A 20,899-nucleotide genomic window follows, 5' to 3' on the forward strand; every position below is an offset into this window, starting at 1 on the left:
GCGGATTGGATTGAACGCCATTTGCCTCTAGGGTTTTGAGTGAATTGTCGAGTGGGAATGAGCAGCGGAACCCTGTACGACAAGGTTTGGGATCTCCATCGCGTTGCGGAACTCTCTGGCGGCTCTACCCAGCTGTTGATTGGGTTGCATCTGATCCACGAAGTCACGAGCCCTCAGGCGTTTGTGGCCCTTGAAGACAAGGGGTTGAAGGTGCGTTGTCCGGAGCGAACGGTGGCGACCGTGGACCACATCGTTCCCACGACCAATCAGGCCAGACCCTTTGCTGATCCGTTGGCGGAGGAGATGCTCAGCACTCTGGAGCGCAACTGCAGCAAGCATGGAATCGTGCTCAATGGGATTGGCAGTGGTCGTCAAGGAATCGTGCATGTGATTGCGCCGGAGCTGGGATTGACGCAGCCCGGCATGACGGTGGCCTGCGGGGATTCACACACCTCGACGCATGGGGCCTTTGGGGCGATCGCCTTTGGGATCGGCACCTCTCAGGTTCGTGATGTGCTGGCCAGCCAAAGCTTGGCGATGAACAAGCTCAAGGTCCGCCGTCTGTGGGTTGAAAATCAGCTGAGTCCTGGGGTGTTTGCCAAAGATTTGATCCTGCATGTGATTCGGTCGCTTGGGGTCAAGGCTGGGGTTGGTTATGCCTATGAGTTCGCCGGACCGGCGATCGATGCTCTCTCGATGGAGGAGCGGATGACCCTCTGCAACATGGCGATTGAGGGGGGAGCCCGTTGCGGGTACGTCAATCCCGACCAGACGACCTTTGACTACTTGGAGGGCCGTCCCTCCGTACCGACTGGTGAGGCTTGGCAGCGGGCGACGCGGTGGTGGCGGTCATTGGCATCGAATGCCGATGCCGTCTTTGACGACGAGCTGCACTTCGATGCAGCGACGATTGCCCCAACGGTGACCTGGGGGATCACCCCCGGTCAGGGGATCGGCGTCGATGAGCAGGTTCCAATGCCTGAGCAACTGGATCCTGCCGACCGACCGATTGCTCAAGAGGCTTATCGCTACATGGATTTAACGCCGGGCCAGGCCATCGCCGGCGTGCCGGTGGATGTCTGTTTTATCGGCAGTTGCACCAATGGTCGCCTCAGTGACCTGCAGGCCGCCGCCGCTGTGGCCCGGGGCAGGCAGGTGGCTGCTGGGATCAAGGCCTTTGTGGTTCCTGGCTCCGAGCAGGTGGCGCGTGCCGCTGAGGCTGAAGGCCTGGACCAAGTGTTTCGCGATGCGGGGTTTGAGTGGCGTGAGCCTGGCTGCTCGATGTGCTTAGCCATGAATCCTGACCGCCTTGAGGGGCGTCAGATCAGTGCGAGCTCCAGCAACCGTAACTTCAAGGGGCGTCAGGGATCTGCTAGCGGCCGCACGTTGCTGATGAGCCCTGCCATGGTTGCTGCTGCTGCCGTGACCGGCCATGTCAGCGATGTTCGCTTGCTCGAGGCCTGATCTTCGGCTGTGGCGGCAGGGTGCCGCTCCGTGTTGCGTGTTTTGGTTGCTGTTTTCTTCCTTTTGATCCTTCATGTCGCAAACCCACGATTTCCCTCAAGGCCTGATCACCAAAATTGAAGGCCGCGCCCTTGTTTTGCGGGGTGATGACATCGATACCGACCGGATTATTCCGGCTCGATTTCTGAAATGCGTGAGCTTTGAAGCGCTCGGAGCGCAGGCGTTCGCGGATGATCGCAAGGAGCTCGAAGGACGCCATCCCTTTGACCTCCCTGAGCATCAGGGATCCTCGATTTTGGTAGTGAATGACAACTTCGGTTGTGGATCGAGTCGTGAGCATGCGCCTCAAGCCTTAATGCGATGGGGGATCAGGGCGCTGATTGGGGTGAGCTTTGCTGAAATTTTTTACGGCAATTGTTTGGCACTGGGAATCCCTTGTGCGAAGGCCAGTCAGGACCAGGTGCGCGCTTTGCAAGATGCCATGGCCCAAGACCCCTCAGCAATTTGGACCTTTGACTTGGAGACCTCAACCTGCAGCAGTGATCTGGGGCAATGGTCGATTGAAGTGGATCCGGGCCCGCGCGACATGCTCCTCTCCGGTCGTTGGGATGCGACGGGGCAGCTTTTGGCTCGGGATGCCGAGCTGCAGAGCACGCTCGATCGATTGCCTTACTTGAACGGGTTTTGCGTGGACACGGCAGACACTTGATTTAGTGTCTATGAAGCAAGAAGCGGCATCGACGTCATGACAGTTCTTCTTAGGCGCATCTGGTGTGCTTTTGGCTCGATGGCCCTGGTGCTAGGCACCTCGCCGGTTGTAGCAGGCTCTGTCACCGCGATTGCCGTGGAGCCTTTTGGCACCTCGCTGGAACGCTTGCTTGAGAGTGGCGCTTGCCAGGGATGTGATTTACGGGATGCGGATCTCCGCGGCCGTCATCTGATTGGGGCGGATTTGCGTGATGCTGATTTGCGCGGGGCCAAGCTCCATGGGGCAAATCTTGAAGGAGCTGATTTGAGTGGTGCCAGGCTTGATGGTGCTGGCTTGCAAGGGGCGATGCTCAGCAATGCCGATCTCTCAGGCACGGATCTGCGCCGTGCCGATTTGCGTGATTCGGTTGTGATCAATGCCTATGCGCCAGGGGTGCAGACCGAGGGAATGCAGTTTGCAGGCTCGGATCTCACTGGAAGTCACTTGATCTATGGCGGTGGTCCTGAACTTGAGGACGAGGCACCAGATTTTTAGAAAAGAACTTTAAAAGGGACGGTTGTTGAGCTCGTTCGAAGGGTTGTAGGGGACAAAAGGCACGCCAGTTCCCGTGAAGTTGAAGTCATTGAGGCGGAATCGGAAACCGCCGATGCCTTCATAAGGGTTGAAGTAAAAGCCGAAATCGTAGGCACGACGTTGCCAGCGCAACTCGATATTGGAATCGATCACATCACCGTAAAACGGTGATGCGGGATCAATATTTAAGCCAAGACCTGCATTAATCACCAAAGGTCCTGCGATCTGTTGTGTAACACCAAGACCCAAGGTTCCAAGGTCAATGGCTTGGTCAAAATCGAACGGGCTCGAACCTTGCTTAAGAGTGCCCCCACCCGTAATGGATAGTTGGGTGTAATCAAAGAATGGTTTACTAAAGGTGCCCAAGGTGAGGCTGGGGCCACCACTCAGGCTAATGGTGGTTTGACGTTCACCATCACCGTAAGCCGCTAATAAGGTGTTGACGTTGGTCCTGAATGTCAAGCCTGGGACGATAGCAATTGGGGAATAGCGATAAGCCTCTTGGGGCGTCAGGGCTGCAGGTTTGCCACGCCAAATTTGATAGCTGCTGTTCAAAGATCCGTAGAAGTTAGCGCGCCATAGATCTGTGAGATTTTCACTTTCAAATTGTTCGGCTTGATAATTTCCAGCGCCTACGCGCCAAATGTAGTTGTTAGACAGTTTGCCCACGTTGAAAGCACCTCTTTGCTCGAGAAAACTGCCGAAGGCGGAATAGACATCCGTTTCTCCTAAGGATCCGTTGTAGGCCTTGTAGCGATAAGCAGAAAAGAGTCTGGCCTTCACGTCGCCGAGCCAAGGGAGATCAACCGTCTTTTTCAGTTCACCCCAGAAGCGACTTCCATTGGCGAAGTTGTCAGGATTAAACGTGCTGATATCAGCATTGGCTTCTGCTCTCCATCCCCAGAGCTCACTGGTGAATTCAGCTTCGAGGCCAAATAAGTCGCCTGCCGTTGTGGGTTGGCTGACCTTTCCGCTATCGATTGAGCTACCTGGTTTGACGTAACTTTTGGTTGTGCCGTCAACCGCTCGTTGCAAGAGAAGTTGAGGTTGGAGGCTCAATAGTGTTTTTGGGTTGAGTTGAATTGGTCTGAGTGTTCTGCCGACAAAGAATCCGTCTCTGTCGTCATTGTCAATTCCGAAGACCCACCGATTTTCAACCTCTTCTTCTTTTGTGATGCGTTGCGTTCGGCTGACTGGGATCGGGAGTCGTTCCTCAACGATTAACTGATTGCGTGCACTCTCGATGAGAATGTCTCCATTGGGTTGTTCTTTGGCAACAACGTTTTCAGTGTCGATTCTGGTTTGTGCGGGTGTGAAGGGATCATTCGTGAACCCCATGCGATCTGCTGTCCAGCCTTCAGGTGTGAGCGAAACCTGGGCTGCTTGGATGCGCCAGCGGCTGATTTGGCCATCAATCAGTTGCGCTTTTCCGTAAGAAGGAAGTTGGTTGGGGCGAACCGATCCATATTTTGCTCTTTCTTGTACATCATTATTTGACAGGTCTACAAACTCATCGTTGCTGCCAAAGCGACGATCGATGGTGAACCGTTGTTGGAGCTGGATGCTGCTAATCCTTTGATCAATCATCGCGATCGCTTGTTCGCGCAGCGCTTCCTGTTCAGCTGGGGACATCCCCGCATAGCGCGACTGAGCAAGCGGTTGAACGGGCTGGACTGTTTGCTTCCCGCCCGTGCCGAGGGTGATTTCTTCGAGCTTTTCGTTGAGGGTGAGTAGGGGCTGGCGGGTGGCGCGATCAGGGTCTGGGCAGCCCAAGGGAGGCGGAACTTCGGCGATTTGGGTTGAAATGGGATCTTCGCCCCAGCGGTAGCGCAAGCCGAGCAGGTAGGCATTGCTTCCTTCTTTGACTCCGCTATAGGTGCCAAACGCGCCGGAGCGATGGTGAATCCTCCCCACAAATGAGAGCTGATCAGAGACGGAGGCTTCGAGCTCGAAGGCCAAGTAGTTCAGCAGCTGGGTGTAGTTCTCCCGATACGTGCGTTCGTAGTTACTCACCGAGGAGTTGAAACTGACTCCTTCCACAAACCCAAAGCTCAGCCAAGGCTGAAGCCAGAGTCGTGCCCCAAGCCCAAGGATGGCTTCTCCGAACTGTTGCTCTGGAGTGTCGGCATTGGGAACAGCCTGGTTGAAAGGTCCACCAGGTTGTTTGAACGCCTGATGGCCGAACAGATCGGCCTCCAATTCGAGCGCAAAAGGTCCAGCGCGCCAAAGCCGCTTTTGCATGCTGACCCCCAGAAGGTATTCCTCGCGCATGCGCCCGTTGAACAGGAAGGTGTCTCCAAAATTGGAATCAATCATCTGCCCGCCCCACGCGGTCACGGCCCACGGGTGAGGGTGCCAGTCGGGGATCGGCGGAAGCGGCACCGGGCAGGCCATGCCGGAGTCCGTTGACGTGCTGGTGTCTGCTGCTGCGGGTTCCGGGACTTCCCAGGTGAGCGTTGGTGCGAGCTCTGTCTCCCAGATGCTGTCTCCGCTCGGCTGATCGCTGATCTGTTCCGCGGTTCTGCCACCCAACTCCATATCAAGAGCGGTTGGGAAGCCAAGGCCTGAGCTCTCGAGGACAGGAAGGGTCTGCTTGGTCGGAGGTTCGACAGCCTGGGGTGAGGATTGGAAGCCTGCGGACAGCTCATCGAGTTCAAGGACGCCGTAAACGTCTTTGAGTTCTCCGCTGTTTTGAATCAGGCTGTAGCGGAACGTGCTCGCTTGGAAATACTGCGATCCTCGGCGTAAACGCACGCTGCCTCGGGCGTAGAGGGTGTTGAAGTTGATGTCAAATTCGATGCGATCGGCTTGGAGCAAACCACCGCGAAGCTCAGCTTGAACGTCGCCTTCGGCAACAAACACTCCGCGGCGAGCATCAAATGATTGTCGATCAGCCTTGAGATTGATCGCTTCTGGAGGTTTTGGAGACTCCGTGATCGGTGCGTTTACAGAGGGATCCCTTGGAGATTCGCTGAAGGGTTGAACCTCAAGCTCTGACTGCTCCGTGACCCCATCGGTCTCATCAGCCAAAGAGTCCACACGCTGAGAGTGGACGGGAACTCCCGTCAGCGCAGCGGCAACAGCCAGAGATCCTACGATCCTGGTGATGGGGCTAAGCGCCGACAAAAGAATGCAGCAATGGCCAGTGATCCTGCCATGTGCAAAGGCTCTTAAACGAGAGGGCTAACCAGTGCTCGGCGTGACCCTGTTAATGCGTGATCAATCTTCGAGATCTTTCCGGCTAGGGGTGCGGCTTGGGTCGCTGGCAAGGAAGCCAAAGACAAAGATGCCGAGAAAGAAAAAGACGACGGAATAAACCGAAATCTTGAGGGCAAGCATGGCAACCGACCGGCGTCTGAAATTTGATCGCCATCCTATGGCGGAATGATGAAATATCACGATGGAGAAGCCTCTGCACGCCCCGGGATCGGAGTGGATTGAAACGTTTCGATGTCGGAGTCGCGTTGATCTGCACCCCGGGTGGTGGCGACGTGGCGATCAGGAACGGAGTCCAGTACTGGCCGATCTATGGGGACGTCATCACCGTCCTGATTGGGCTGAGCGAGGACTTTTGATTTGGCCGCGAGGGGGCAATTGGTTGCGCCTCGAGCAGACCCTGGTCTGTCCAAGCCCTTGGATGCAGGCCAGCGCATCCTGCGAGAGATTGGTGCTCAGCTGGTGGGCTGATCACGTTCGCCTCCGTATTGATGGGGTCCTGGTGCATGAGGGAGACCTTTTTGATACCCGCTGCCGTTGGCTCCTTCCCGCCGATTGGAGGGAGCGTGGGGGCCTGCGGATTCAGCTGGATTTACGAAGCCCCTGTCATGACGATGGGGCTCTTATTGAAAGTGCACTCGTCCAGGAGCCTCTGATCCCCACCTGCGACGCGGATTGGGCCTTGCTGCCGGAAGCCTTGGCCCTGTCCTGGGCCAGCGGAGCGACGCTTCCGGATGCGCTGTTGTCTTGCGACCCGATGGGATCGGAGGCTGTTGGCTTGGTCGATCGCCACTTGGCGACATGCCCTAAGCCCGTGGGTGTGGTGCATTGGCTGGGCCACGCCCATCTCGATCTTGCCTGGCTTTGGCCCGTGGCTGACACCTGGCAAGCGGCGGAACGCACCTTTTGCTCGGCGCTCGATCTGATGGAGCGATACCCGGAGCTGCACTTTGCGCACTCCACCCCGGCTCTGTATGCCTGGGTGGAATGCCATCGGCCCGCCTTGCATGCGCGCATTCAGCAGGCCAGTCGTGAAGGCCGTTGGGAGCCGATCAATGGCCCTTGGGTCGAAACCGATTGTGTGTTGGTGAGTACGGCATCGCTCTCGCGTCAGTTCACGCTTGGACAGGAGGACAGCCAGAGGCGTTTCCCGGAATGGCGGCATGAGTTGGCTTGGTTGCCTGACAGCTTTGGGTTCGCTGCCGGACTTCCCGCCGTCGCGGTTGCCAGTGGAGTGCGCTGGTTCTGCACGCACAAGCTGGCTTGGAATGCCACCAACCGCTTCCCCCACCGTTTGTTTCGCTGGCGCAGCCGCGGAGGCGCTGAGGTTTTAGCGCTGATGCTGCCAGCGATTGGCACCGATGCTGATCCTGTCGCGATCGCACAAGAGCAGCGCGCTTTTCAAGCTGCGACTGGGGTGGAGCAGGCGATTTGGCTCCCGGGTGTTGGAGATCACGGTGGTGGTCCCACTGCCGAGATGCTGGAACAGCTCAGGCTTTGGGAGGGCCAGCCGCAGGCAGTGACCCAGCAGCCTGGAACGCTGCGCGCCTACCTCGATCACTTGGAGCCTTGGCGCTCCACCTTGCCGGTCTGGCGGGATGAGCTCTATCTCGAGCTGCATCGGGGTTGCGCGACCAGTCGGCCTGATCAGAAACGGCACAACCGCAGCCTGGAAAGGCTTCTTCGTGAAGCTGAACTGGCTGCCGCGCTGCTTGGGGCTCGGGCTGATCGGCTTGTGCCCAACCACGCCCAGGACAGCGATTGGCGCCCTCTGCTGTTCCAACAATTTCATGACATCCTTCCTGGCACCTCGATCCCCGAGGTGTTTGAGCAGGCTGAACCGATCTGGTGTGAGGCTCGCCGGCGTGCGGTGCGCTGTCGAGACCAGCTTTTAGGCCATCTGCTTGCGTCCAACGAGGAGGGGTTGGATTCCGATCCCCATCGCTCTCGTTGGACTTGGTGCGGCTTGCAGCCCCTGGCGCATTGGTCACCGTTGCTGCGCCTGCCGAAGGGGCATTGGTCCAGTGGTGGGCAGAGTCTTCCTGGGCAGGTGGCGCCTTCAGGCGGTGTTTGGGTTCAACTGCCCTCTAGTGAGGGCGTTTGCGCGCTCCCTCTGCAGCGCAGCCGTGAGCCTTTGGGCTCTGTCTTGCCCGTTCGTCATCCGGTGAGCGTGGAGGTGGTGTCGTCGGGACTGTGGAGGTTGAGCAACGGTCTGGTGACGGCAGATGTCGGCGTCCATGGGCTGGTTCAGCTGCTTGACGGCAAGGGGGTGCCACAGCTCAGCGAACCCCTGCGATTGCGGCGCTTTTCCGATCGAGGGGAGTTTTGGGATGCTTGGGATCTTGCCGCTGATTACCGCCAACATGTGCTGCCGATGGCCGAACGCTGGTCGGCAGAATTGGTGGAGTCGGGCCCTCTCACCGCCCGAATGGTGCTGCGCACGATGGCTGGACTGAGCAAGGTGCGCTTGGACCTCATGCTGCAGGCCGATTCTCCCTGGCTCGAGGCCCAGCTCAGCGTCCAATGGGAGCAGACCCATGAATTGCTGAGATTGGAAGTGCCGTTGAAGAGGCCTGCGGTGCGTTGGGCGGCCGATACGAGTGGTGGAGTGATCGAGCGACCAGCACAAGCCCGCACTCCCTTTGAAAAGGAGCGTTGGGAATTGCCTGTGATTTCATGGCTGGCTGCCGAAGCGGAGGCTCCTGGGGGTGGGATGGCTGTCTTGCTGGATGGCCCCCAGGGGGTCGATGCAAGCGATCGCCATTTAGGGGTGTCGCTGCTTCGAGGCCCAACCTGGCCGGATCCTTCTGCGGATCACGGATGGCATCGGCACCGCTTGGCCTTGATGCCAGCGGCGCTCGGTTGGAACCGTAGTGGTGTGCCCCAGGCAGCGATCCGATTCAGGGAGCCGGGTTGGCTCGGTCCTGTTGCGCTGGATCATCGCTGGCAAGGGCTTCCCGCTTTGCCCATCGGTCTGGTGCCGATTTCAGTGCGATCAGCCCAGGGTGAAGGACTCAGCGATCAGGCCGTTCAAATTGAGTTGCTCAATGCCGGTTCAGCGCGTCAGCGTTGGTTGCCTGGGAGCGATTGGACGCTGAGTGGCGTCGAATTGAACGAGCGAAAGACGGTCTGGGAAGTCCAACCTGGCCAGCTCATCAGCTTGGTTTTGGAGCGTGTTCAATCCTCGTGATCATCAAACGGATCGTCGAGGTTTTTGGATGGCGGTCCAAAGGCGGTGTAGACCCCCAATCCTGTTAACCCAAGCAGGGCCGCCAGCACCGCAATCGCCACTGACATGGCCGGGGACGAACTTTCCATCACAACTCTCCACAGGATCGACGCCTTTACGGGTCGTAGCACCTACAGTATCGAGACTTAATTCCACCCGAGACTTCAGCGCTGCCATGGCTCAACGCACCCGTCTGGGAGATTTGCTCCGCCCCCTCAATTCGGAATACGGCAAAGTTGTCCCTGGTTGGGGAACAACACCAGTGATGGGGATCTTTATGGCCCTCTTCCTTGTGTTCTTGCTGATCATTCTCCAGCTGTACAACAAGTCACTGATCCTCGAAGGAATCAATGTCAACTGGAACGGCTTGGGCCTCGGCTGATCTCAGCGAATGAATGTTTTCGGCATTGGCCTGCCAGAGATGGCCGTCATCGCGGCGGTCGCTCTTTTGGTGTTTGGCCCTAAACGGCTTCCCGAGTTCGGTCGCACCTTGGGAAAAACTCTGAAGGGTTTTCAATCGGCCTCCAAAGAGTTTGAGCGAGAAATCAATAAGGCCATGGCCGACCCTGAACCTGTGGCAGATCAGGCAAAAGTTTTAGAGGCACCCACAGAGGCCGCTGTTACGCCTGCGGTTGCGCCAAAATCAGAGCTGACACCCCCCTCTGATTGATTTGATGAATCGCGGTGATCTCCGCTTGGTGGTGGGATTGGGCAATCCAGGCAATCGTTATGCCAACACCCGCCACAACGTGGGCTTCATGGCCTTGGAGCGGCTGGTCTCTCGCGAGGGAGGTGGTTTTCGTTCGACGCCCAAGCTCCAAGGTCAGCTTGCTGATCTGGGCTCGGGAGATCGGCGATTGCGCTTGTTGATGCCCCAAACGTTCATGAACGACAGCGGTCGCTCGATTCGGGCTGCGCTCGATTGGTTCGGGTTTGAGCTCCATCAGCTATTGGTGCTCGTGGACGATATGGATCTGCCGCTTGGTCGTTTGCGTTTGCGCGCCCGCGGCTCTGCTGGTGGCCACAACGGCCTGAAAAGCACCATCCAGCATCTCGGCACCCAGGATTTTGGGCGTCTGCGGATAGGCATTGGTGCACCCGGGCAAAATCCCAGTGAGCGCAAGGCGCGAACGGTGTCGCACGTCCTGGGAAGTTTCAGTCGTGAGGAGGAGCCCCTGCTCGACAAGGTGCTGGTGGAGGTGGTCGATGGTTTGGAGCGGATTCAGCGGCAAGGTCTCGACCTCGCCGGAAATCACATCAATGGGCTTCAGTTGGCTCCCACCAACCCTGAGGCGTGATGGCAGCGCTCCCCGTTACCACCGCCCACTTAAGGGTTCAACGCCAGAGTTTTGCGGATCAATGTTTGGAGGGAGACGTCCAGGCCGGAGGCTTCAATTGGCAGTTCAGCTGGTTTTTTGATCGTGGCGAGTTGAGTGTGGAGCCGTCCTTGGGGCGCGCGTTGATTCAAGACGCGCTGCTTCGCTTTCTTGTGAAATCCGACTATGACCTGGAACCGGGAGGGGACTACACCTTCACCGTGAGAGCCCGGTTCTGAGGGGATCTGGACCCGGCCATTGCAATGGTCGATCGAGATAGTCCTCGAGGATGACGAGCGCGGCGATGGCATCGAGATCGCCCGATGGGATGCGTAGGCCTTTGGGAAGCAAGCGTTTCCAGCCCCGTGCCGGCCACAACTGCCAGTAACGCTCTCTGGCCCGCAGGGTGGTTCCCGTTTCGTCGACGACGCGGATCGGCAGGCTTGCAGGCAGTTGTTGTTGCCAGATCATGCTGCTGGTGCCATCCCCGATCACCAGTTCAGCAATCTGGGCGGTGTCCCCCTGAGCGTCCGCCATCCAGACGCGAAGCTGATCAAGGACCTCAGCGCTGGGGATCACCATCCCTTGAAGCACGGTGCTCGTGGCGGTGTCTGCGAGGAGCAATCCACTTTTGCTTCGGCCGGGATCCATGGCGACAACGCGAGTCATCGGCTGAGACGCAGCTGGATGGCGATGGGATCTGCTGTTTCGCTGCGGCGTAACGCCACCGCTTCCAGCCCCGCGAGTCCTCCGTTGCGGTCGATCAGCTCTTGGCCAAGCGCATTGATGGCATTGCCATCAAACTGCAATCCCTTGCTGAGAGAACCGCGTCTTTGCACCTCGGCCAATGTGGAGGCGAGGAGAAGGTTCAGCCGATTGCGCACGGCTTCAGGGTCGCGTTCATTGCTCGCCAGGGTAGTGCGTGCCAAGACCTCACCCTCCCTGGTCACCGTGACATTGGGACGCACTTCAGGGAAGGCGTAGACAACGGTTTCGCCCAGCAGCACATTGGCGGCTGAACGGATGTTCACAACCCAGGTGCCAGGTTTGCGAATCGTTTGTTCCAAGCGCTTGATGTCAGGCCTCGGAACCAACAGGATTTGACGCTCTGCCGGTTGGCCAGGCAGGACCTGTTGATAGGCCTGAAGATTGGCGTCTCGGAGCAACTGATCGATCACCGTTTTTGCCTGATCGGGGCGTTCGAGTTTCAGGGTCACGGTGGCAAGCGGCTGCCCGCTGCTGATGGCGACGTTGCCGCGCCGCAGCGCGAGGAGCGTGTCTTCCAGTTGATTGAGTTCTTTCTCGCCATCGCGAATTTGCGTACGCACAGCAGAGAGTTCCTGTTCGGTGCGTTGGATCTCGATATCTTTGGCATCCACGTCTTGGCTCAAGCGCTGTCGCTCCGCTTCCAAGGATCGGGTTTGCTCCTGGAGAGGCTTAAGGGTGCGACGCAGTTCTGCCGCGCGTTGTTGGGCCGTTGTGAGCTCCTTGCTGGCCTGCTCCTGAGCGCTTTTGCTGGTTTTGAGATCAGTGCGACTGCTCCTTAATTTGGCTTCGAGAGCATTCAGTTCAAACAGCCCAACCCTGAGTTGCCGACTGATCAAGAGCAGGAGTCCAAGGGAAAGCGCACTAATCAGACTGCCGGTCAACACCGTGATCACCACGGCTGTGCGCTTGGGACGCAGTCCAAGCAAGCTCAGCCGAGCTTTCCCCACGCGAGAGCCAAGGCGGTCCCCCAGGGTTGAGAGCACCCCTCCAAGCACAAGCAGGGCGAGAAGTAGAAACCAGCCGGTCACGGAAAATGAAGGATCAGAGTTCGGATGGGAGCTCCATCTTCACCTGCATGGTCAGCTGAACCGCTTGGCGAGAGCGATTGGATCGAGAACAGTGATCTTTTTGCGATCGATATCGACAAGGCTCGATGACTTGAGGTCCCCCAGGAGACGCGTGATCGTGACGCGTGTGGACCCGATCGCCTCGGCAATGGCTTGGTGGGAAAGGCGTAAATCGATGGTGATCCCCCGTTGACCAGGCACACCGAAATCTCGACAAAGCACCAGCAGAAAGCTCACCAGTCGAGACGACATGTCCCGATGGGTGAGGGTTTCGATCATCGTTTCGGTCTGGAGAATCCTGCTGGACAGCCCCTGCAACAACAGCAATCCCACACTGGTGTCGTCTTCAATGGCCTGCCGCACGGATGTGGCTGGAGCCGTCACCATCTCCACCCGTGTGAAAGCGATTGAGTGATAAAAACGATCGGATCGGTGACCTGTCAGCAACGACAGAACGCCAAACAAACTGTTTTCTCGCAACAGGGCAACCGTGATTTCTTCGCCCGATTCATAAACCCTGGAGAGGCGGACGGCACCTCGACGAATCAGATACACCTTTTCAGCGGGGTCGCCGGGGAAAAAGATGGTTTTCCCACGTTCCACCATTTCCGAGTTGGCACCATCGAGTCCCCGAATGACGTCTTGAAGGGTGCGACTAGCTGGAGCCGCTGGGGTTCCGAAACTCGAGCCCGCTGGGCGGATGGTTGGGGGAGCGTATCGGCTGAAGCCGCGGCTGACTTCGGCCATGGTTTCTACTCGTGTTCCGGGATGCTATGGATCAGCACCTCCTGCTCATGTAGCAAGGAACACGAAAACCCGCACTTTCACCTATTGGAGAGAGCCCAATTCTGATTCTGCATAATCTGCTTGAGCCCAGGCTCGGCGAGGTCCAGTAGGTCATTGAGCTGGTGACGACTAAAGGGAGCGCCTTCCGCCGTGCCCTGTAGCTCCAGCAAATGCCCCTCTCCGTTCATCACGACATTGAGATCCACATCGGCTTGGCTGTCTTCGCTGTAGTCGAGATCGAGTAGAGGGCGTTGGTGAATCACGCCAACGGAGACGGCGGCCACCTGGGATTGAACAGGATTGCTGCTGAGGACCCCTTGCTGAACCAGCCGTTCGCAGGCCCGTTGCAGCGCGACCCAAGATCCGCTGATCGCAGCGGTGCGCGTGCCTGCATCCGCCTGAATCACATCACAATCGATTCTCAACGTGTTTTCGCCAAGTGCTTCCATGTCGATCGCTGCCCGTAGGCTGCGGCCAATCAGACGCTGAATCTCCTGGGTGCGTCCGCTCAGTTTGAGGAGTTCACGGTTCTGTCGCTCTGGAGTGGATCCAGGGAGGAGTCGGTATTCGGCGCTGAGCCACCCCTGGCCTTGATCTTTGCGCCAGCGAGGCACTCCTTCTTGATGACAAACGCTGCAAAGAACAGCGGTGCGCCCGCTGTGGATGATCACGGAACTCAGGGCAAATCCCATCGGATCCCAGCTGATCGAGAAGGGGCGAAGCTCGCCCGGCTGACGTCCGTCATTGCGAGAGGTGCCTGTCATGAGCCCAAGGTGCGGAGATGCTTTGAGCCTGCCAGGTGGCTAGGCACACCATGGATGGTGTCAAAACACTTGTGTCTTGGCCTTTCACCGCTAGATTCATGCACATCCGGATTTGCCGGACATCGGCGAATGTGATGACCGTCAGCCTCAGCCCTACCCATCATTCCCGTGAGTCGCGGACTGTTGACCACAGGACTCTCGAGCAAGCAGGTCTCAGGCGACTCCCTTCTGTGGAGGTTCGTCCGCCGCTGCATTTGGTGGCTCCGGAAGGTCAGCTTCAGGTGCATACCGCCTCCTTTCGTGGGAGTTTTTCTGGTGTTCTGAGCCAGGCGCTGCGTGCGGCGGGCCTGGGTAGCCATGTCTTAATTGCTCAGTTTCTTAAGGGTGGAGTGGGCCAAGGCCCTCAGAGCAGCCTCACCCTCTGCGATCGGCTGAGATGGTTGCGCCCCTCCGTGACGGAATGCCTTTCAGATGCTGCTGATAGCCGCGATGACGAGGTCAAAGAGGCGGTTCAGGCGGTTTGGCAGATCTGCAAAACCCATCTTCTAGAAGGCACCTTGGATCAACTCGTGTTGGATGAGATTGGCTTGGCGATCGAGCTTGGCTATCTGACTCATGAGGATGTCTTGTCGGTGTTGGAGCAACGGCCATCCGCCATGGATGTGATTGTGACGGGGCCCGCGATCCCTGCAGAGATGATGGAGATGGCTGATCAAGTGACGGAACTGCGTCGAGGTTTTTAATGCTGAAGAACGATCGTTGGATTACGGATCAAGCCGATGCAGGCATGCTTGAGCCTTTTCAAAATGGGTTGGTACGCCACTTGGATCCGGATCAACGCAAGAGTCCGGTTCTTAGTTTTGGCTGCTCGTCGTATGGCTACGACTTGAGGCTCTCGGCTAAGGAGTTTTTGATCTTTCGCCATGTCCCAGGCACGATCATGAATCCCAAGCGATTCAACCCTGACAACCTTGAATCAACGCCTCTTCATCATGATGAGGATGGCGACTATTTCATCCTTCCGGCCCATTCGTATGGCTTGGGTGTGGCCCTTGAAATAATGCGCGTGCCACCCAATATCACGGTGATTTGCCTTGGTAAGAGTACGTATGCCCGTTTAGGCATCATTGTGAATACCACTCCAGCAGAGGCTGGATGGGAAGGACACCTCACCTTGGAATTTAGTAATAGTTCTGGCGCTGATTGTCGGATTTATGCCAATGAAGGGATCTGTCAGTTGTTGTTTTTCGAGGGTGATCCTTGTGAAACCACCTACAGCGACCGGCAAGGGAAATATCAGCATCAGCCAGAGCGGGTAACGCTGGCCAAGGTCTGAATGAATGGTTGTTAGGGAGCAAGCCTGGCTTTATGCAGTCTTGTTTTTTCGTACCAGCTTGCAAATTCTGGAGTCCAAGCTTTGAGATGGGGCCACATCAAATCGCAGAGTTCGCGGATTTCTTGCTGGGCATCCAGCTTGGCGCGTAGGTCCATGAAATGCAGGAAGGCCCTGAGCGTGAAGCTCACCACAAAATGTTGTCTGTAATCGAATGGGAGGATGCCGCGGGCATGTTCTTCGGCAAAACCAGCCTGAAGCAATTCCTGATAGCGAGCGGCACTGATTTTGCAGTGGCTTAAATCTTTTTGCCGCTCAGCTTCGCTGTAGAGGTATTTTTTGCCTTTTCGGTCGCTGTACTCGCCGACGGGGCGCAAATAAAACACTTCTTCGAGATCGAGTTCTCCGAGGGCAGCCCTGCAGATGCGATCGCCTGTGTAACGCATGGATTGCACATCAAAACTGACGCCCACCCGGTGCGTTCGTGCCTGTTGCATCACGGAATGGGGAAACCAGCCCACGTTCAACACAATCTGGGCATGCTCCATCGGTCCGTAATGGCCCCGCTCTCCAGCCAGGAGGCGTTTGACGCAAATTTCGCCAGCTTTGATTTCATCGGGCCATTGCGCGCGATCGGCTGCCACAAAGCCCTCGCTGTAGTCCTGGTGCATTCCCACGTACACGCACTGTTGCGGATTCGGGGTTGCGGCGATCAGGTCAACTCGAAAACGAGAGTCCATGGGGGTCGTCTGCGATGAACTGTTCATGTTTTGTCTAGCTGTGGCTGCGGGGGCCTGGGCTTGAAACCGTCTCCGCAGGGGGCACGCTGCTGGTCGAACCAACGCCAGCCAGCGCAGGCAACGGCGAATTGTCGATCAAGGCAACCGCCAATGCTTCCAACTCGTCTGCTGTTCGCGCCCCAAGCGAACGGCCGCGCATCACAGCGTCGGCTGAAAATAAATTGAGCTGTGGAATCCCTGTGACGTCATACAGGTTGATCAAATCGAGCCAGCGTGGATTATCGATATTCACCAAAACCACATCCAACTGATCGGCGTGTTTTTGTTCCGTCTGAAGCATCGCTGGCGCCATCGCTTGGCAGGCCTCACACCAATCGGCGTAAAACTCCAGCACGGTGGGCCGGGAGTTGTTGAGAGCGATCTCCGGATCGAGGGATTGCCTGGCCAGCTGGTCGAGAGGAGCTTCCTGGTTGAGACCATTGCGCAGCAGAAATAATCCAGCTGCGAGGACCAGTGCCGTGATGAGCAGCAACCCCTTTTGCAAGGGGGTCAAGGTGGCGGGGGCGGAACTGCCGGTCATGCCGGGAAGAATGGTGTAACTCACTTTGGCAGGCTGATGGTTGCGCTGTTGCTAGCGTTTGAAAGCCAATACCGTTGTTATGATCAGCTTTCTCGCTGATTTCATTTCCAGCTGATTTCATCAGTCGACCGTCGGCTACATGCTGATGTCTCTTTTTCGTTTTCTCTCACTGCCACTGCGGGCTCCCCTGCTGCTTGTGCTGTTTGGTGTGGCCATTTTTCTTGGTCATCACTGGTCGATTGAGAGTGAGCATTTGATTGCTCTGCAGAACGTGCCGCCCAGCTTGTTCTGGACGGTGGAGGTGTTGCAATCGCTCGTGATTGTGCTGATCTGCACGATGCCGGATCTTCTCCTACGTCAGCTGTCGATGCTCATGGCCTCCAGCCGCGTGCTCAGCCTGATCGCGACCCTCCTGCTTGTGATCATGGTGGGCCTTTATTTGCTCAGTCTGAGCCTGCTTTCCGATGTGCTGATCTTGGCGTCTGCCACCTTGCTGGCCCGGTTGGACCTCACCCGGATCAAGGTGGTGCCTCCGCCTCAAGTCATGGCTTTTTGGTTGGCGGCGGTGGTGCTGGTGGGCATTTGGTTGGGTCAGGATTTGCCGAACCCGCTGGCTTCAGCTGTCGCAGTGGTCGCTACCTGATCCGAGATAGGCCCAGAGATTTCCTAGGACTTTTTTGGTGTAAAGACGTGTTTCTGGGTAGGGGATGCGCTCCACCCATAACTCTGGATCTTGCTTCAGATCGGGGGTCACCCACCGACTGGCGGCGCCCGGCCCAGCGTTGTAGCTGGCAACGGCCAACACAATGTTGCCCTGCCATTGCCCCAGCAATTGACGGAGGTAACGCGCTCCGAGCTTGGCATTGCGTGTTGGCTCGCGTAGCTGCTCCTGGCTAAGGGAATCGCCAGCCAGTTCTTCCGCCGTGGCTGGCATCAGCTGCAGCAATCCAATCGCTCCGACGGGTGAGCTCACGCTTGGGGAGAAGCGGGATTCCTGCTTGGCGATCGCCATGAGCAGTTCAGATCGCACCGCCTCCTGTTGGGAGGCGGTGTCAAACACCTCCGAGAGCAGACGGGGATGCTGGCTGCGGTGCAGGAGCTGACGCTCCTCGCAGGTTTGATTGACCAGTCTCAAACTGGCGCGCCAAAGGCGACTCAGGCCTGTCCATGCGTCCCCCACGGCCACCCGAAGGCGACCTTCCACAAGTTTTTGGCTTGGATTGGATGGCTGATCGGATGGGGGTTGTTGATTCCGCCAGGTTTCCCAGGCTTCCTGGGTTTGGCCGAGGCGCCAGAGACGAGCCACGAATGGATCGCCACTTTTCAATGGCTCCCAGTGCGCTTGAAACGCATCGCTGAGATCTGCCGAGCGAGCGCTGGAGGCTTGATCAAGATCTGGCAGGTCTCCCCGTCCCAATCTCACCTCGGCGCGCCAGGTGTAATAACTCCTCGGATGGGTTTTGACCAATCGCTCCCAGATTTGTTTGGCTTGCGCTGTTTGGTCTTGCTTCGACAAGCTGAGCCCCAGCCAGAACTGCTGCCTTGCGGCCAAAGGTTCAGGAAGATCTGCGCTCGGAATGGCGTTCAGGAGTGCTTCTGCACGCTTCCATTGGTCTTTCAACAGGGCCTCGCGAGCCAGGTCCCACTGCAGTTGCCAGGCGGCTGGGCTGGTGGGCCAGCGCCTCAGAACGGCCATGGCATTCGCTAAGTCACCAAGGCGCACCCGGGCTGCTGCAACATCAGCAGAGCGTTCTTGCAAGGCTTTCGGCAGGGCATCCAATAGCGCCGGGTCGGGTCTCAGCGGTTCGCTGAGCAACGCTGCGGCCTCGAGGGCTTCCGGATCGTCTGGGTGGTTGATGGCGAGCTCGAGCAATTGCTGCTTTCCACGCGCTTGCTGTTCAGCGTTCCCTCGGAGCAGGACTCGACCAATGGCCAAGGCGCTGGCTGGAGTGGTGGGTGTGCCCTGGAGGCAGGCTTCCGCAGCACGGTTATCTCCAAGGGACGCGAGCCCTTGCGCAAGCGTGAGTCGATCGGTTTGCTTCAAGCCAGCGCCGCTGATCCTGTTGCAGGCTTCCCTGATCTGACTGGCAGCTCCTGGCCAGCGGGCACCCCAGCGGGCTAGATGCAAGGCGGCGATCGTTTGCTTGGGGGAATCCTTGTTGGTTTCTGCTGCTGCTGCCAAGGCGGCCGGATGGCCGGGGTGTTGTTGAAAAAGCTCTGTGTGGAGTGCTGGGTTGGTTTGCCCGAGGTGATAGCGGGCATCGGCACTGGCCGCACTGTCAGGGAAGCGTTGGAGCAAGTCCTGCCAGCGTTGCTGTGTCTCTGCAGTGCGCCTGAATTTGGCTGCAATTAACGCCTGCTGTTTCAGTGTGACGGCCGCCAGGGGATCGTTGCCCCAGCCTTGATTGGCCAGCAAGCGCTGGGATCTCTCCGCTGAATCGGGGCTGCGTGCTGCGAGCAAGAGAGCGGCTTCCCTCCGCTCGCTGGGATTCAGCGACCAGCGATAACGGGTCCAGAGCTCAGCGCTCGAAAGCGATGGTGTGAGTGGAGTGTGCAGGCGGCGCAAGACGGTCTGTCCGCCGAGGACGATCGCAATGGTGAGGAGTGGAGTTCCAGCCAGAAGCAGAAGGCCACGGGAGTGTTGAACGGTCAAGACTCGGCCGGAAACTGATGGCATTCTGTTCCCAGCGCACCGCATTGAGATGGCAAAGGGGCAAGGGCCGTGGCGCCCAGGGAGCGAGCAACGCCGTCGCTGTGCGATCGCCTGTGGTTTGGCTTTGCTGCTGTGGGGATTGCGTTGGCTTTGGCCCCTCCAGTTCGTGCCTGGCTGGCTTGTGGCAGGACTGATGGCGTGGGCGTTGTTGGAGGTGGCAGCCCTGTTGCTGGCCCCGCGTCGTTGGCTTTAGAACCAGCGGCCCCGCTTAAGATTGCATTCAGAATTGAGTTGTCATGGCTGAAGCTGCCATCCATCCTTTGGGGCATCTCCCGAAGCCAACGCAGATCAGCTTTGGGACGGACGGCTTGCGTGGTCGGGTCGACACCATGCTCACCCCGGCTTTGGCCCTTCAGGTGGGGTACTGGTGTGGACGGGTGCTTCAGGCAGAGGGACCTGTGTTGATTGGCATGGATTCGCGCAGCAGCGGCAGCATGTTGGTCGCCGCACTCAGCGCTGGCCTCACGGCATCTGGCCGAGAGGTGTGGACCTTGGGACTGTGCCCCACGCCGGCTGTGCCCGGTTTGATTCGCCGTTACTCAGCTGCCGGTGGCTTGATGGTTTCGGCGAGCCACAACCCTCCGGAAGACAACGGGATCAAGGTGTTTGGCGCCACTGGCAGCAAGTTGTCCCCTGAGCGTCAGCAGGCGATCGAAGCAGGCCTTTGTGGTGGAGACGGTTCTGGGATCGCGTTAGCGGCATCAGGAGTGGCCCGTCATCGCCCTGAACTTCTCGACGACTACCGCGCCAGCTTGTTGTCCAGCGTTGGGTCGCATCGACTCGATGGTGTCCCGATCGTGCTGGATCTCTGCTGGGGATCGGCAACAGCCTGTGGTGCAGAGGTGTTTTCTGCCCTCGGCGCCGATCTCACGGTGTTGCACGGTGATCCGGATGGCACCAAGATCAATGTGAATTGCGGTTCCACCCACCTGGAGCCTCTGAGCCGAGCGGTGATCGAGAAGGGGGCCGCCATGGGCTTTGGTTTTGATGGCGATGCCGATCGCATGTTGGCGATTGATGGCCAAGGACGTGTGGTGGATGGTGACCACGTCCTCTACCTCTGGGGGTCGGTCTTGCAGGCGCAGGAACAACTTCCGGATCAGCGCTTGGTGGCCACGGTGATGTCAAATTTGGGTTTTGAGCGGGCTTGGCAAGCGCGTGGTGGCCTGTTGGACCGGACACCGGTGGGAGACCAGCATGTGCATGCCGAGATGGTCCGCACGGGGGCAGCCCTTGGCGGCGAGCAATCAGGTCACATCCTCTCTTCCGTGAATGGGTTGGCCGGTGATGGTGTTTTGACCGCTCTTCAGCTGGCAAGCCTTTGCCATGCCCAACAGCTCTCCTTGGCCGAGTGGGTGGATCAGAGCTTTCAGGCCTATCCCCAGAAGCTGGTGAATGTGCGCGTCGAGAATCGTGAGCGCCGAAAGGGTTGGGCGGACTGTGCTCCTCTCTATTCCTTGGTTCAAGAGGCGGAGGCTTCGATGGCAGAAGACGGTCGCGTCTTGGTGCGGGCGAGTGGGACAGAACCCCTGCTGCGCGTGATGGTTGAGGCTGCCGATCAAGCGGTGGTCGATCACTGGACCTCCCGCTTAGCTGCCGCAGCAGATCAGCATCTCAATTCTGCTTGATCAGGACGTCTTG

General features: G+C 58.0%; 23 protein-coding genes. 13 read left to right on the forward strand and 10 right to left on the reverse strand.

From position 1 onward, the window contains the following. Nucleotides 1-57: 57 nt before the first annotated feature. The 3 genes from leuC to SynROS8604_RS02135 all read left to right on the forward strand — a co-directional run bounded on the left by leuC (nucleotide 58) and on the right by SynROS8604_RS02135 (nucleotide 2,707). Nucleotides 58-1,464, forward strand: coding sequence for a 3-isopropylmalate dehydratase large subunit (gene leuC / locus SynROS8604_RS02125; RefSeq protein ID WP_186544978.1), 1,407 nt, complete (start codon nucleotides 58-60; stop codon nucleotides 1,462-1,464). A 73-nt stretch (nucleotides 1,465-1,537) separates the two neighbouring features. Continuing rightward, entirely contained in the window at nucleotides 1,538-2,173 is a 636-nt protein-coding gene (leuD, locus tag SynROS8604_RS02130; RefSeq protein WP_186544979.1) for a 3-isopropylmalate dehydratase small subunit, read from the forward strand. Nucleotides 2,174-2,209: 36 nt separating this feature from the next. Further along, the gene (locus SynROS8604_RS02135; protein WP_186544980.1) at nucleotides 2,210-2,707 is read left to right on the forward strand and encodes a pentapeptide repeat-containing protein; all 498 of its coding nucleotides are present in this window, start codon (nucleotides 2,210-2,212) and stop codon (nucleotides 2,705-2,707) included. A gap of 9 nt (nucleotides 2,708-2,716) precedes the next feature. Here the strand turns inward: SynROS8604_RS02135 and SynROS8604_RS02140 are convergent, their stop codons facing one another. Together SynROS8604_RS02140 and SynROS8604_RS02145 are read right to left on the reverse strand one after the other, a co-directional pair. After that, nucleotides 2,717-5,872 (reverse strand): DUF3769 domain-containing protein, encoded by a 3,156-nt coding sequence (locus SynROS8604_RS02140; RefSeq protein WP_186544981.1) that lies wholly within the window; start codon nucleotides 5,870-5,872, stop codon nucleotides 2,717-2,719. Between the two features lie 93 nt (nucleotides 5,873-5,965). Continuing rightward, nucleotides 5,966-6,085, reverse strand: coding sequence for a photosystem II reaction center protein I (locus SynROS8604_RS02145; protein WP_006042333.1), 120 nt, complete (start codon nucleotides 6,083-6,085; stop codon nucleotides 5,966-5,968). 61 nt (nucleotides 6,086-6,146) lie between these two features. On the opposite strand from SynROS8604_RS02145, the gene SynROS8604_RS02150 reads away from it, so the two are divergent. Continuing rightward, nucleotides 6,147-9,152: an alpha-mannosidase gene (locus SynROS8604_RS02150; protein WP_186544982.1), complete on the forward strand. Its 3,006-nt coding sequence runs from the start codon at nucleotides 6,147-6,149 to the stop codon at nucleotides 9,150-9,152. Here SynROS8604_RS02150 and psbN read toward each other — a convergent pair. Continuing rightward, nucleotides 9,140-9,280, reverse strand: coding sequence for a photosystem II reaction center protein PsbN (gene psbN, locus SynROS8604_RS02155; RefSeq protein ID WP_006853681.1), 141 nt, complete (start codon nucleotides 9,278-9,280; stop codon nucleotides 9,140-9,142). The genes SynROS8604_RS02150 and psbN overlap by 13 nt on opposite strands. Nucleotides 9,281-9,366: 86 nt before the next feature. On the opposite strand from psbN, the gene psbH reads away from it, so the two are divergent. The 4 genes from psbH to SynROS8604_RS02175 are packed head-to-tail and all read left to right on the forward strand — an operon-like array spanning nucleotide 9,367 to nucleotide 10,746. Beyond that, entirely contained in the window at nucleotides 9,367-9,573 is a 207-nt protein-coding gene (gene psbH / locus SynROS8604_RS02160; protein ID WP_006853680.1) for a photosystem II reaction center phosphoprotein PsbH, read from the forward strand. Between the two features lie 9 nt (nucleotides 9,574-9,582). Continuing rightward, nucleotides 9,583-9,861, forward strand: a complete 279-nt coding sequence (locus SynROS8604_RS02165) for a TatA/E family twin arginine-targeting protein translocase (protein WP_186544983.1) — start codon at nucleotides 9,583-9,585, stop codon at nucleotides 9,859-9,861. Between the two features lie 4 nt (nucleotides 9,862-9,865). Further along, on the forward strand, nucleotides 9,866-10,489 hold the full coding sequence (pth, locus tag SynROS8604_RS02170) for an aminoacyl-tRNA hydrolase (RefSeq protein WP_186544984.1): 624 nt from the start codon (nucleotides 9,866-9,868) through the stop codon (nucleotides 10,487-10,489). Then, nucleotides 10,489-10,746 carry a DUF3146 family protein gene (locus tag SynROS8604_RS02175; RefSeq protein ID WP_006853677.1) on the forward strand — a complete coding sequence of 86 codons (258 nt, stop codon included), beginning with the start codon at nucleotides 10,489-10,491 and terminating at the stop codon, nucleotides 10,744-10,746. Before pth ends, SynROS8604_RS02175 begins: the two co-directional genes overlap by 1 nt. On the opposite strand, the gene SynROS8604_RS02180 is transcribed toward SynROS8604_RS02175, so the two are convergent. From SynROS8604_RS02180 to rph, 4 genes are all read right to left on the reverse strand, one after another. Continuing rightward, complete coding sequence (locus SynROS8604_RS02180; RefSeq protein ID WP_186544985.1) at nucleotides 10,724-11,176, reverse strand: resolvase; 453 nt, start codon at nucleotides 11,174-11,176, stop codon at nucleotides 10,724-10,726. The two genes, SynROS8604_RS02175 and SynROS8604_RS02180, sit on opposite strands and share 23 nt — an antisense overlap. After that, nucleotides 11,173-12,303 carry a DUF3084 domain-containing protein gene (locus SynROS8604_RS02185; RefSeq protein WP_186544986.1) on the reverse strand — a complete coding sequence of 377 codons (1,131 nt, stop codon included), beginning with the start codon at nucleotides 12,301-12,303 and terminating at the stop codon, nucleotides 11,173-11,175. Before SynROS8604_RS02185 ends, SynROS8604_RS02180 begins: the two co-directional genes overlap by 4 nt. A 51-nt stretch (nucleotides 12,304-12,354) precedes the next feature. Continuing rightward, nucleotides 12,355-13,089: a global nitrogen regulator NtcA gene (gene ntcA, locus SynROS8604_RS02190; protein WP_186544987.1), complete on the reverse strand. Its 735-nt coding sequence runs from the start codon at nucleotides 13,087-13,089 to the stop codon at nucleotides 12,355-12,357. A gap of 77 nt (nucleotides 13,090-13,166) precedes the next feature. Next, nucleotides 13,167-13,892, reverse strand: a complete 726-nt coding sequence (gene rph / locus SynROS8604_RS02195; protein WP_186544988.1) for a ribonuclease PH — start codon at nucleotides 13,890-13,892, stop codon at nucleotides 13,167-13,169. A 134-nt stretch (nucleotides 13,893-14,026) separates the two neighbouring features. Here rph and SynROS8604_RS02200 point away from each other — a divergent pair, with 134 nt between their 5' ends. Both SynROS8604_RS02200 and dcd read left to right on the forward strand, forming a co-directional pair. Further along, entirely contained in the window at nucleotides 14,027-14,635 is a 609-nt protein-coding gene (locus tag SynROS8604_RS02200) for a cob(I)yrinic acid a,c-diamide adenosyltransferase (RefSeq protein WP_186545759.1), read from the forward strand. Next, the gene (gene dcd, locus SynROS8604_RS02205) at nucleotides 14,635-15,228 is read left to right on the forward strand and encodes a dCTP deaminase (RefSeq protein WP_186544989.1); all 594 of its coding nucleotides are present in this window, start codon (nucleotides 14,635-14,637) and stop codon (nucleotides 15,226-15,228) included. Before SynROS8604_RS02200 ends, dcd begins: the two co-directional genes overlap by 1 nt. An 11-nt stretch (nucleotides 15,229-15,239) precedes the next feature. Here the strand turns inward: dcd and thyX are convergent, their stop codons facing one another. Together thyX and SynROS8604_RS02215 are read right to left on the reverse strand one after the other, a co-directional pair. After that, entirely contained in the window at nucleotides 15,240-15,965 is a 726-nt protein-coding gene (thyX, locus tag SynROS8604_RS02210) for an FAD-dependent thymidylate synthase (RefSeq protein ID WP_186544990.1), read from the reverse strand. A gap of 34 nt (nucleotides 15,966-15,999) precedes the next feature. After that, nucleotides 16,000-16,545, reverse strand: a complete 546-nt coding sequence (locus SynROS8604_RS02215; protein ID WP_115070486.1) for a thioredoxin domain-containing protein — start codon at nucleotides 16,543-16,545, stop codon at nucleotides 16,000-16,002. Nucleotides 16,546-16,684: 139 nt separating this feature from the next. Between SynROS8604_RS02215 and SynROS8604_RS02220 the strand changes: the two genes are divergently transcribed. Next, nucleotides 16,685-17,188 carry a hypothetical protein gene (locus tag SynROS8604_RS02220; protein WP_255445154.1) on the forward strand — a complete coding sequence of 168 codons (504 nt, stop codon included), beginning with the start codon at nucleotides 16,685-16,687 and terminating at the stop codon, nucleotides 17,186-17,188. Here SynROS8604_RS02220 and SynROS8604_RS02225 read toward each other — a convergent pair. After that, on the reverse strand, nucleotides 17,162-19,222 hold the full coding sequence (locus tag SynROS8604_RS02225; protein WP_186544991.1) for a transglycosylase SLT domain-containing protein: 2,061 nt from the start codon (nucleotides 19,220-19,222) through the stop codon (nucleotides 17,162-17,164). The two genes, SynROS8604_RS02220 and SynROS8604_RS02225, sit on opposite strands and share 27 nt — an antisense overlap. A gap of 25 nt (nucleotides 19,223-19,247) precedes the next feature. Here SynROS8604_RS02225 and SynROS8604_RS02230 point away from each other — a divergent pair, with 25 nt between their 5' ends. Both SynROS8604_RS02230 and glmM read left to right on the forward strand, forming a co-directional pair. Then, entirely contained in the window at nucleotides 19,248-19,451 is a 204-nt protein-coding gene (locus SynROS8604_RS02230; RefSeq protein WP_186544992.1) for a hypothetical protein, read from the forward strand. Between the two features lie 43 nt (nucleotides 19,452-19,494). Then, nucleotides 19,495-20,886: a phosphoglucosamine mutase gene (glmM, locus tag SynROS8604_RS02235; protein WP_186544993.1), complete on the forward strand. Its 1,392-nt coding sequence runs from the start codon at nucleotides 19,495-19,497 to the stop codon at nucleotides 20,884-20,886. The last annotated feature ends 13 nt before the right edge of the window (nucleotides 20,887-20,899 follow it).

The organism is Synechococcus sp. ROS8604 (genome assembly GCF_014279655.1).
Classification (GTDB): domain Bacteria; phylum Cyanobacteriota; class Cyanobacteriia; order PCC-6307; family Cyanobiaceae; genus Synechococcus_C.

Coding starts and splice junctions, on each gene's coding strand:
- psbH (WP_006853680.1), top strand. CDS start 9,367: ATGGCTCAACGCACCCGTCTGGGAGATTTGCTCCGCCCCCTCAATTCG.
- dcd (WP_186544989.1), top strand. CDS start 14,635: ATGCTGAAGAACGATCGTTGGATTACGGATCAAGCCGATGCAGGCATG.
- SynROS8604_RS02135 (WP_186544980.1), top strand. CDS start 2,210: ATGACAGTTCTTCTTAGGCGCATCTGGTGTGCTTTTGGCTCGATGGCC.
- SynROS8604_RS02220 (WP_255445154.1), top strand. CDS start 16,685: ATGCTGATGTCTCTTTTTCGTTTTCTCTCACTGCCACTGCGGGCTCCC.
- SynROS8604_RS02230 (WP_186544992.1), top strand. CDS start 19,248: ATGGCAAAGGGGCAAGGGCCGTGGCGCCCAGGGAGCGAGCAACGCCGT.
- SynROS8604_RS02175 (WP_006853677.1), top strand. CDS start 10,489: ATGGCAGCGCTCCCCGTTACCACCGCCCACTTAAGGGTTCAACGCCAG.
- thyX (WP_186544990.1), bottom strand. CDS start 15,965: ATGGACTCTCGTTTTCGAGTTGACCTGATCGCCGCAACCCCGAATCCG.
- SynROS8604_RS02150 (WP_186544982.1), top strand. CDS start 6,147: ATGGAGAAGCCTCTGCACGCCCCGGGATCGGAGTGGATTGAAACGTTT.
- glmM (WP_186544993.1), top strand. CDS start 19,495: ATGGCTGAAGCTGCCATCCATCCTTTGGGGCATCTCCCGAAGCCAACG.
- SynROS8604_RS02200 (WP_186545759.1), top strand. CDS start 14,027: ATGACCGTCAGCCTCAGCCCTACCCATCATTCCCGTGAGTCGCGGACT.
- SynROS8604_RS02145 (WP_006042333.1), bottom strand. CDS start 6,085: ATGCTTGCCCTCAAGATTTCGGTTTATTCCGTCGTCTTTTTCTTTCTC.
- SynROS8604_RS02180 (WP_186544985.1), bottom strand. CDS start 11,176: ATGACTCGCGTTGTCGCCATGGATCCCGGCCGAAGCAAAAGTGGATTG.
- SynROS8604_RS02225 (WP_186544991.1), bottom strand. CDS start 19,222: ATGCCATCAGTTTCCGGCCGAGTCTTGACCGTTCAACACTCCCGTGGC.
- pth (WP_186544984.1), top strand. CDS start 9,866: ATGAATCGCGGTGATCTCCGCTTGGTGGTGGGATTGGGCAATCCAGGC.
- leuC (WP_186544978.1), top strand. CDS start 58: ATGAGCAGCGGAACCCTGTACGACAAGGTTTGGGATCTCCATCGCGTT.
- psbN (WP_006853681.1), bottom strand. CDS start 9,280: ATGGAAAGTTCGTCCCCGGCCATGTCAGTGGCGATTGCGGTGCTGGCG.
- rph (WP_186544988.1), bottom strand. CDS start 13,892: ATGACAGGCACCTCTCGCAATGACGGACGTCAGCCGGGCGAGCTTCGC.
- leuD (WP_186544979.1), top strand. CDS start 1,538: ATGTCGCAAACCCACGATTTCCCTCAAGGCCTGATCACCAAAATTGAA.
- SynROS8604_RS02215 (WP_115070486.1), bottom strand. CDS start 16,545: ATGACCGGCAGTTCCGCCCCCGCCACCTTGACCCCCTTGCAAAAGGGG.
- SynROS8604_RS02165 (WP_186544983.1), top strand. CDS start 9,583: ATGAATGTTTTCGGCATTGGCCTGCCAGAGATGGCCGTCATCGCGGCG.
- ntcA (WP_186544987.1), bottom strand. CDS start 13,089: ATGGCCGAAGTCAGCCGCGGCTTCAGCCGATACGCTCCCCCAACCATC.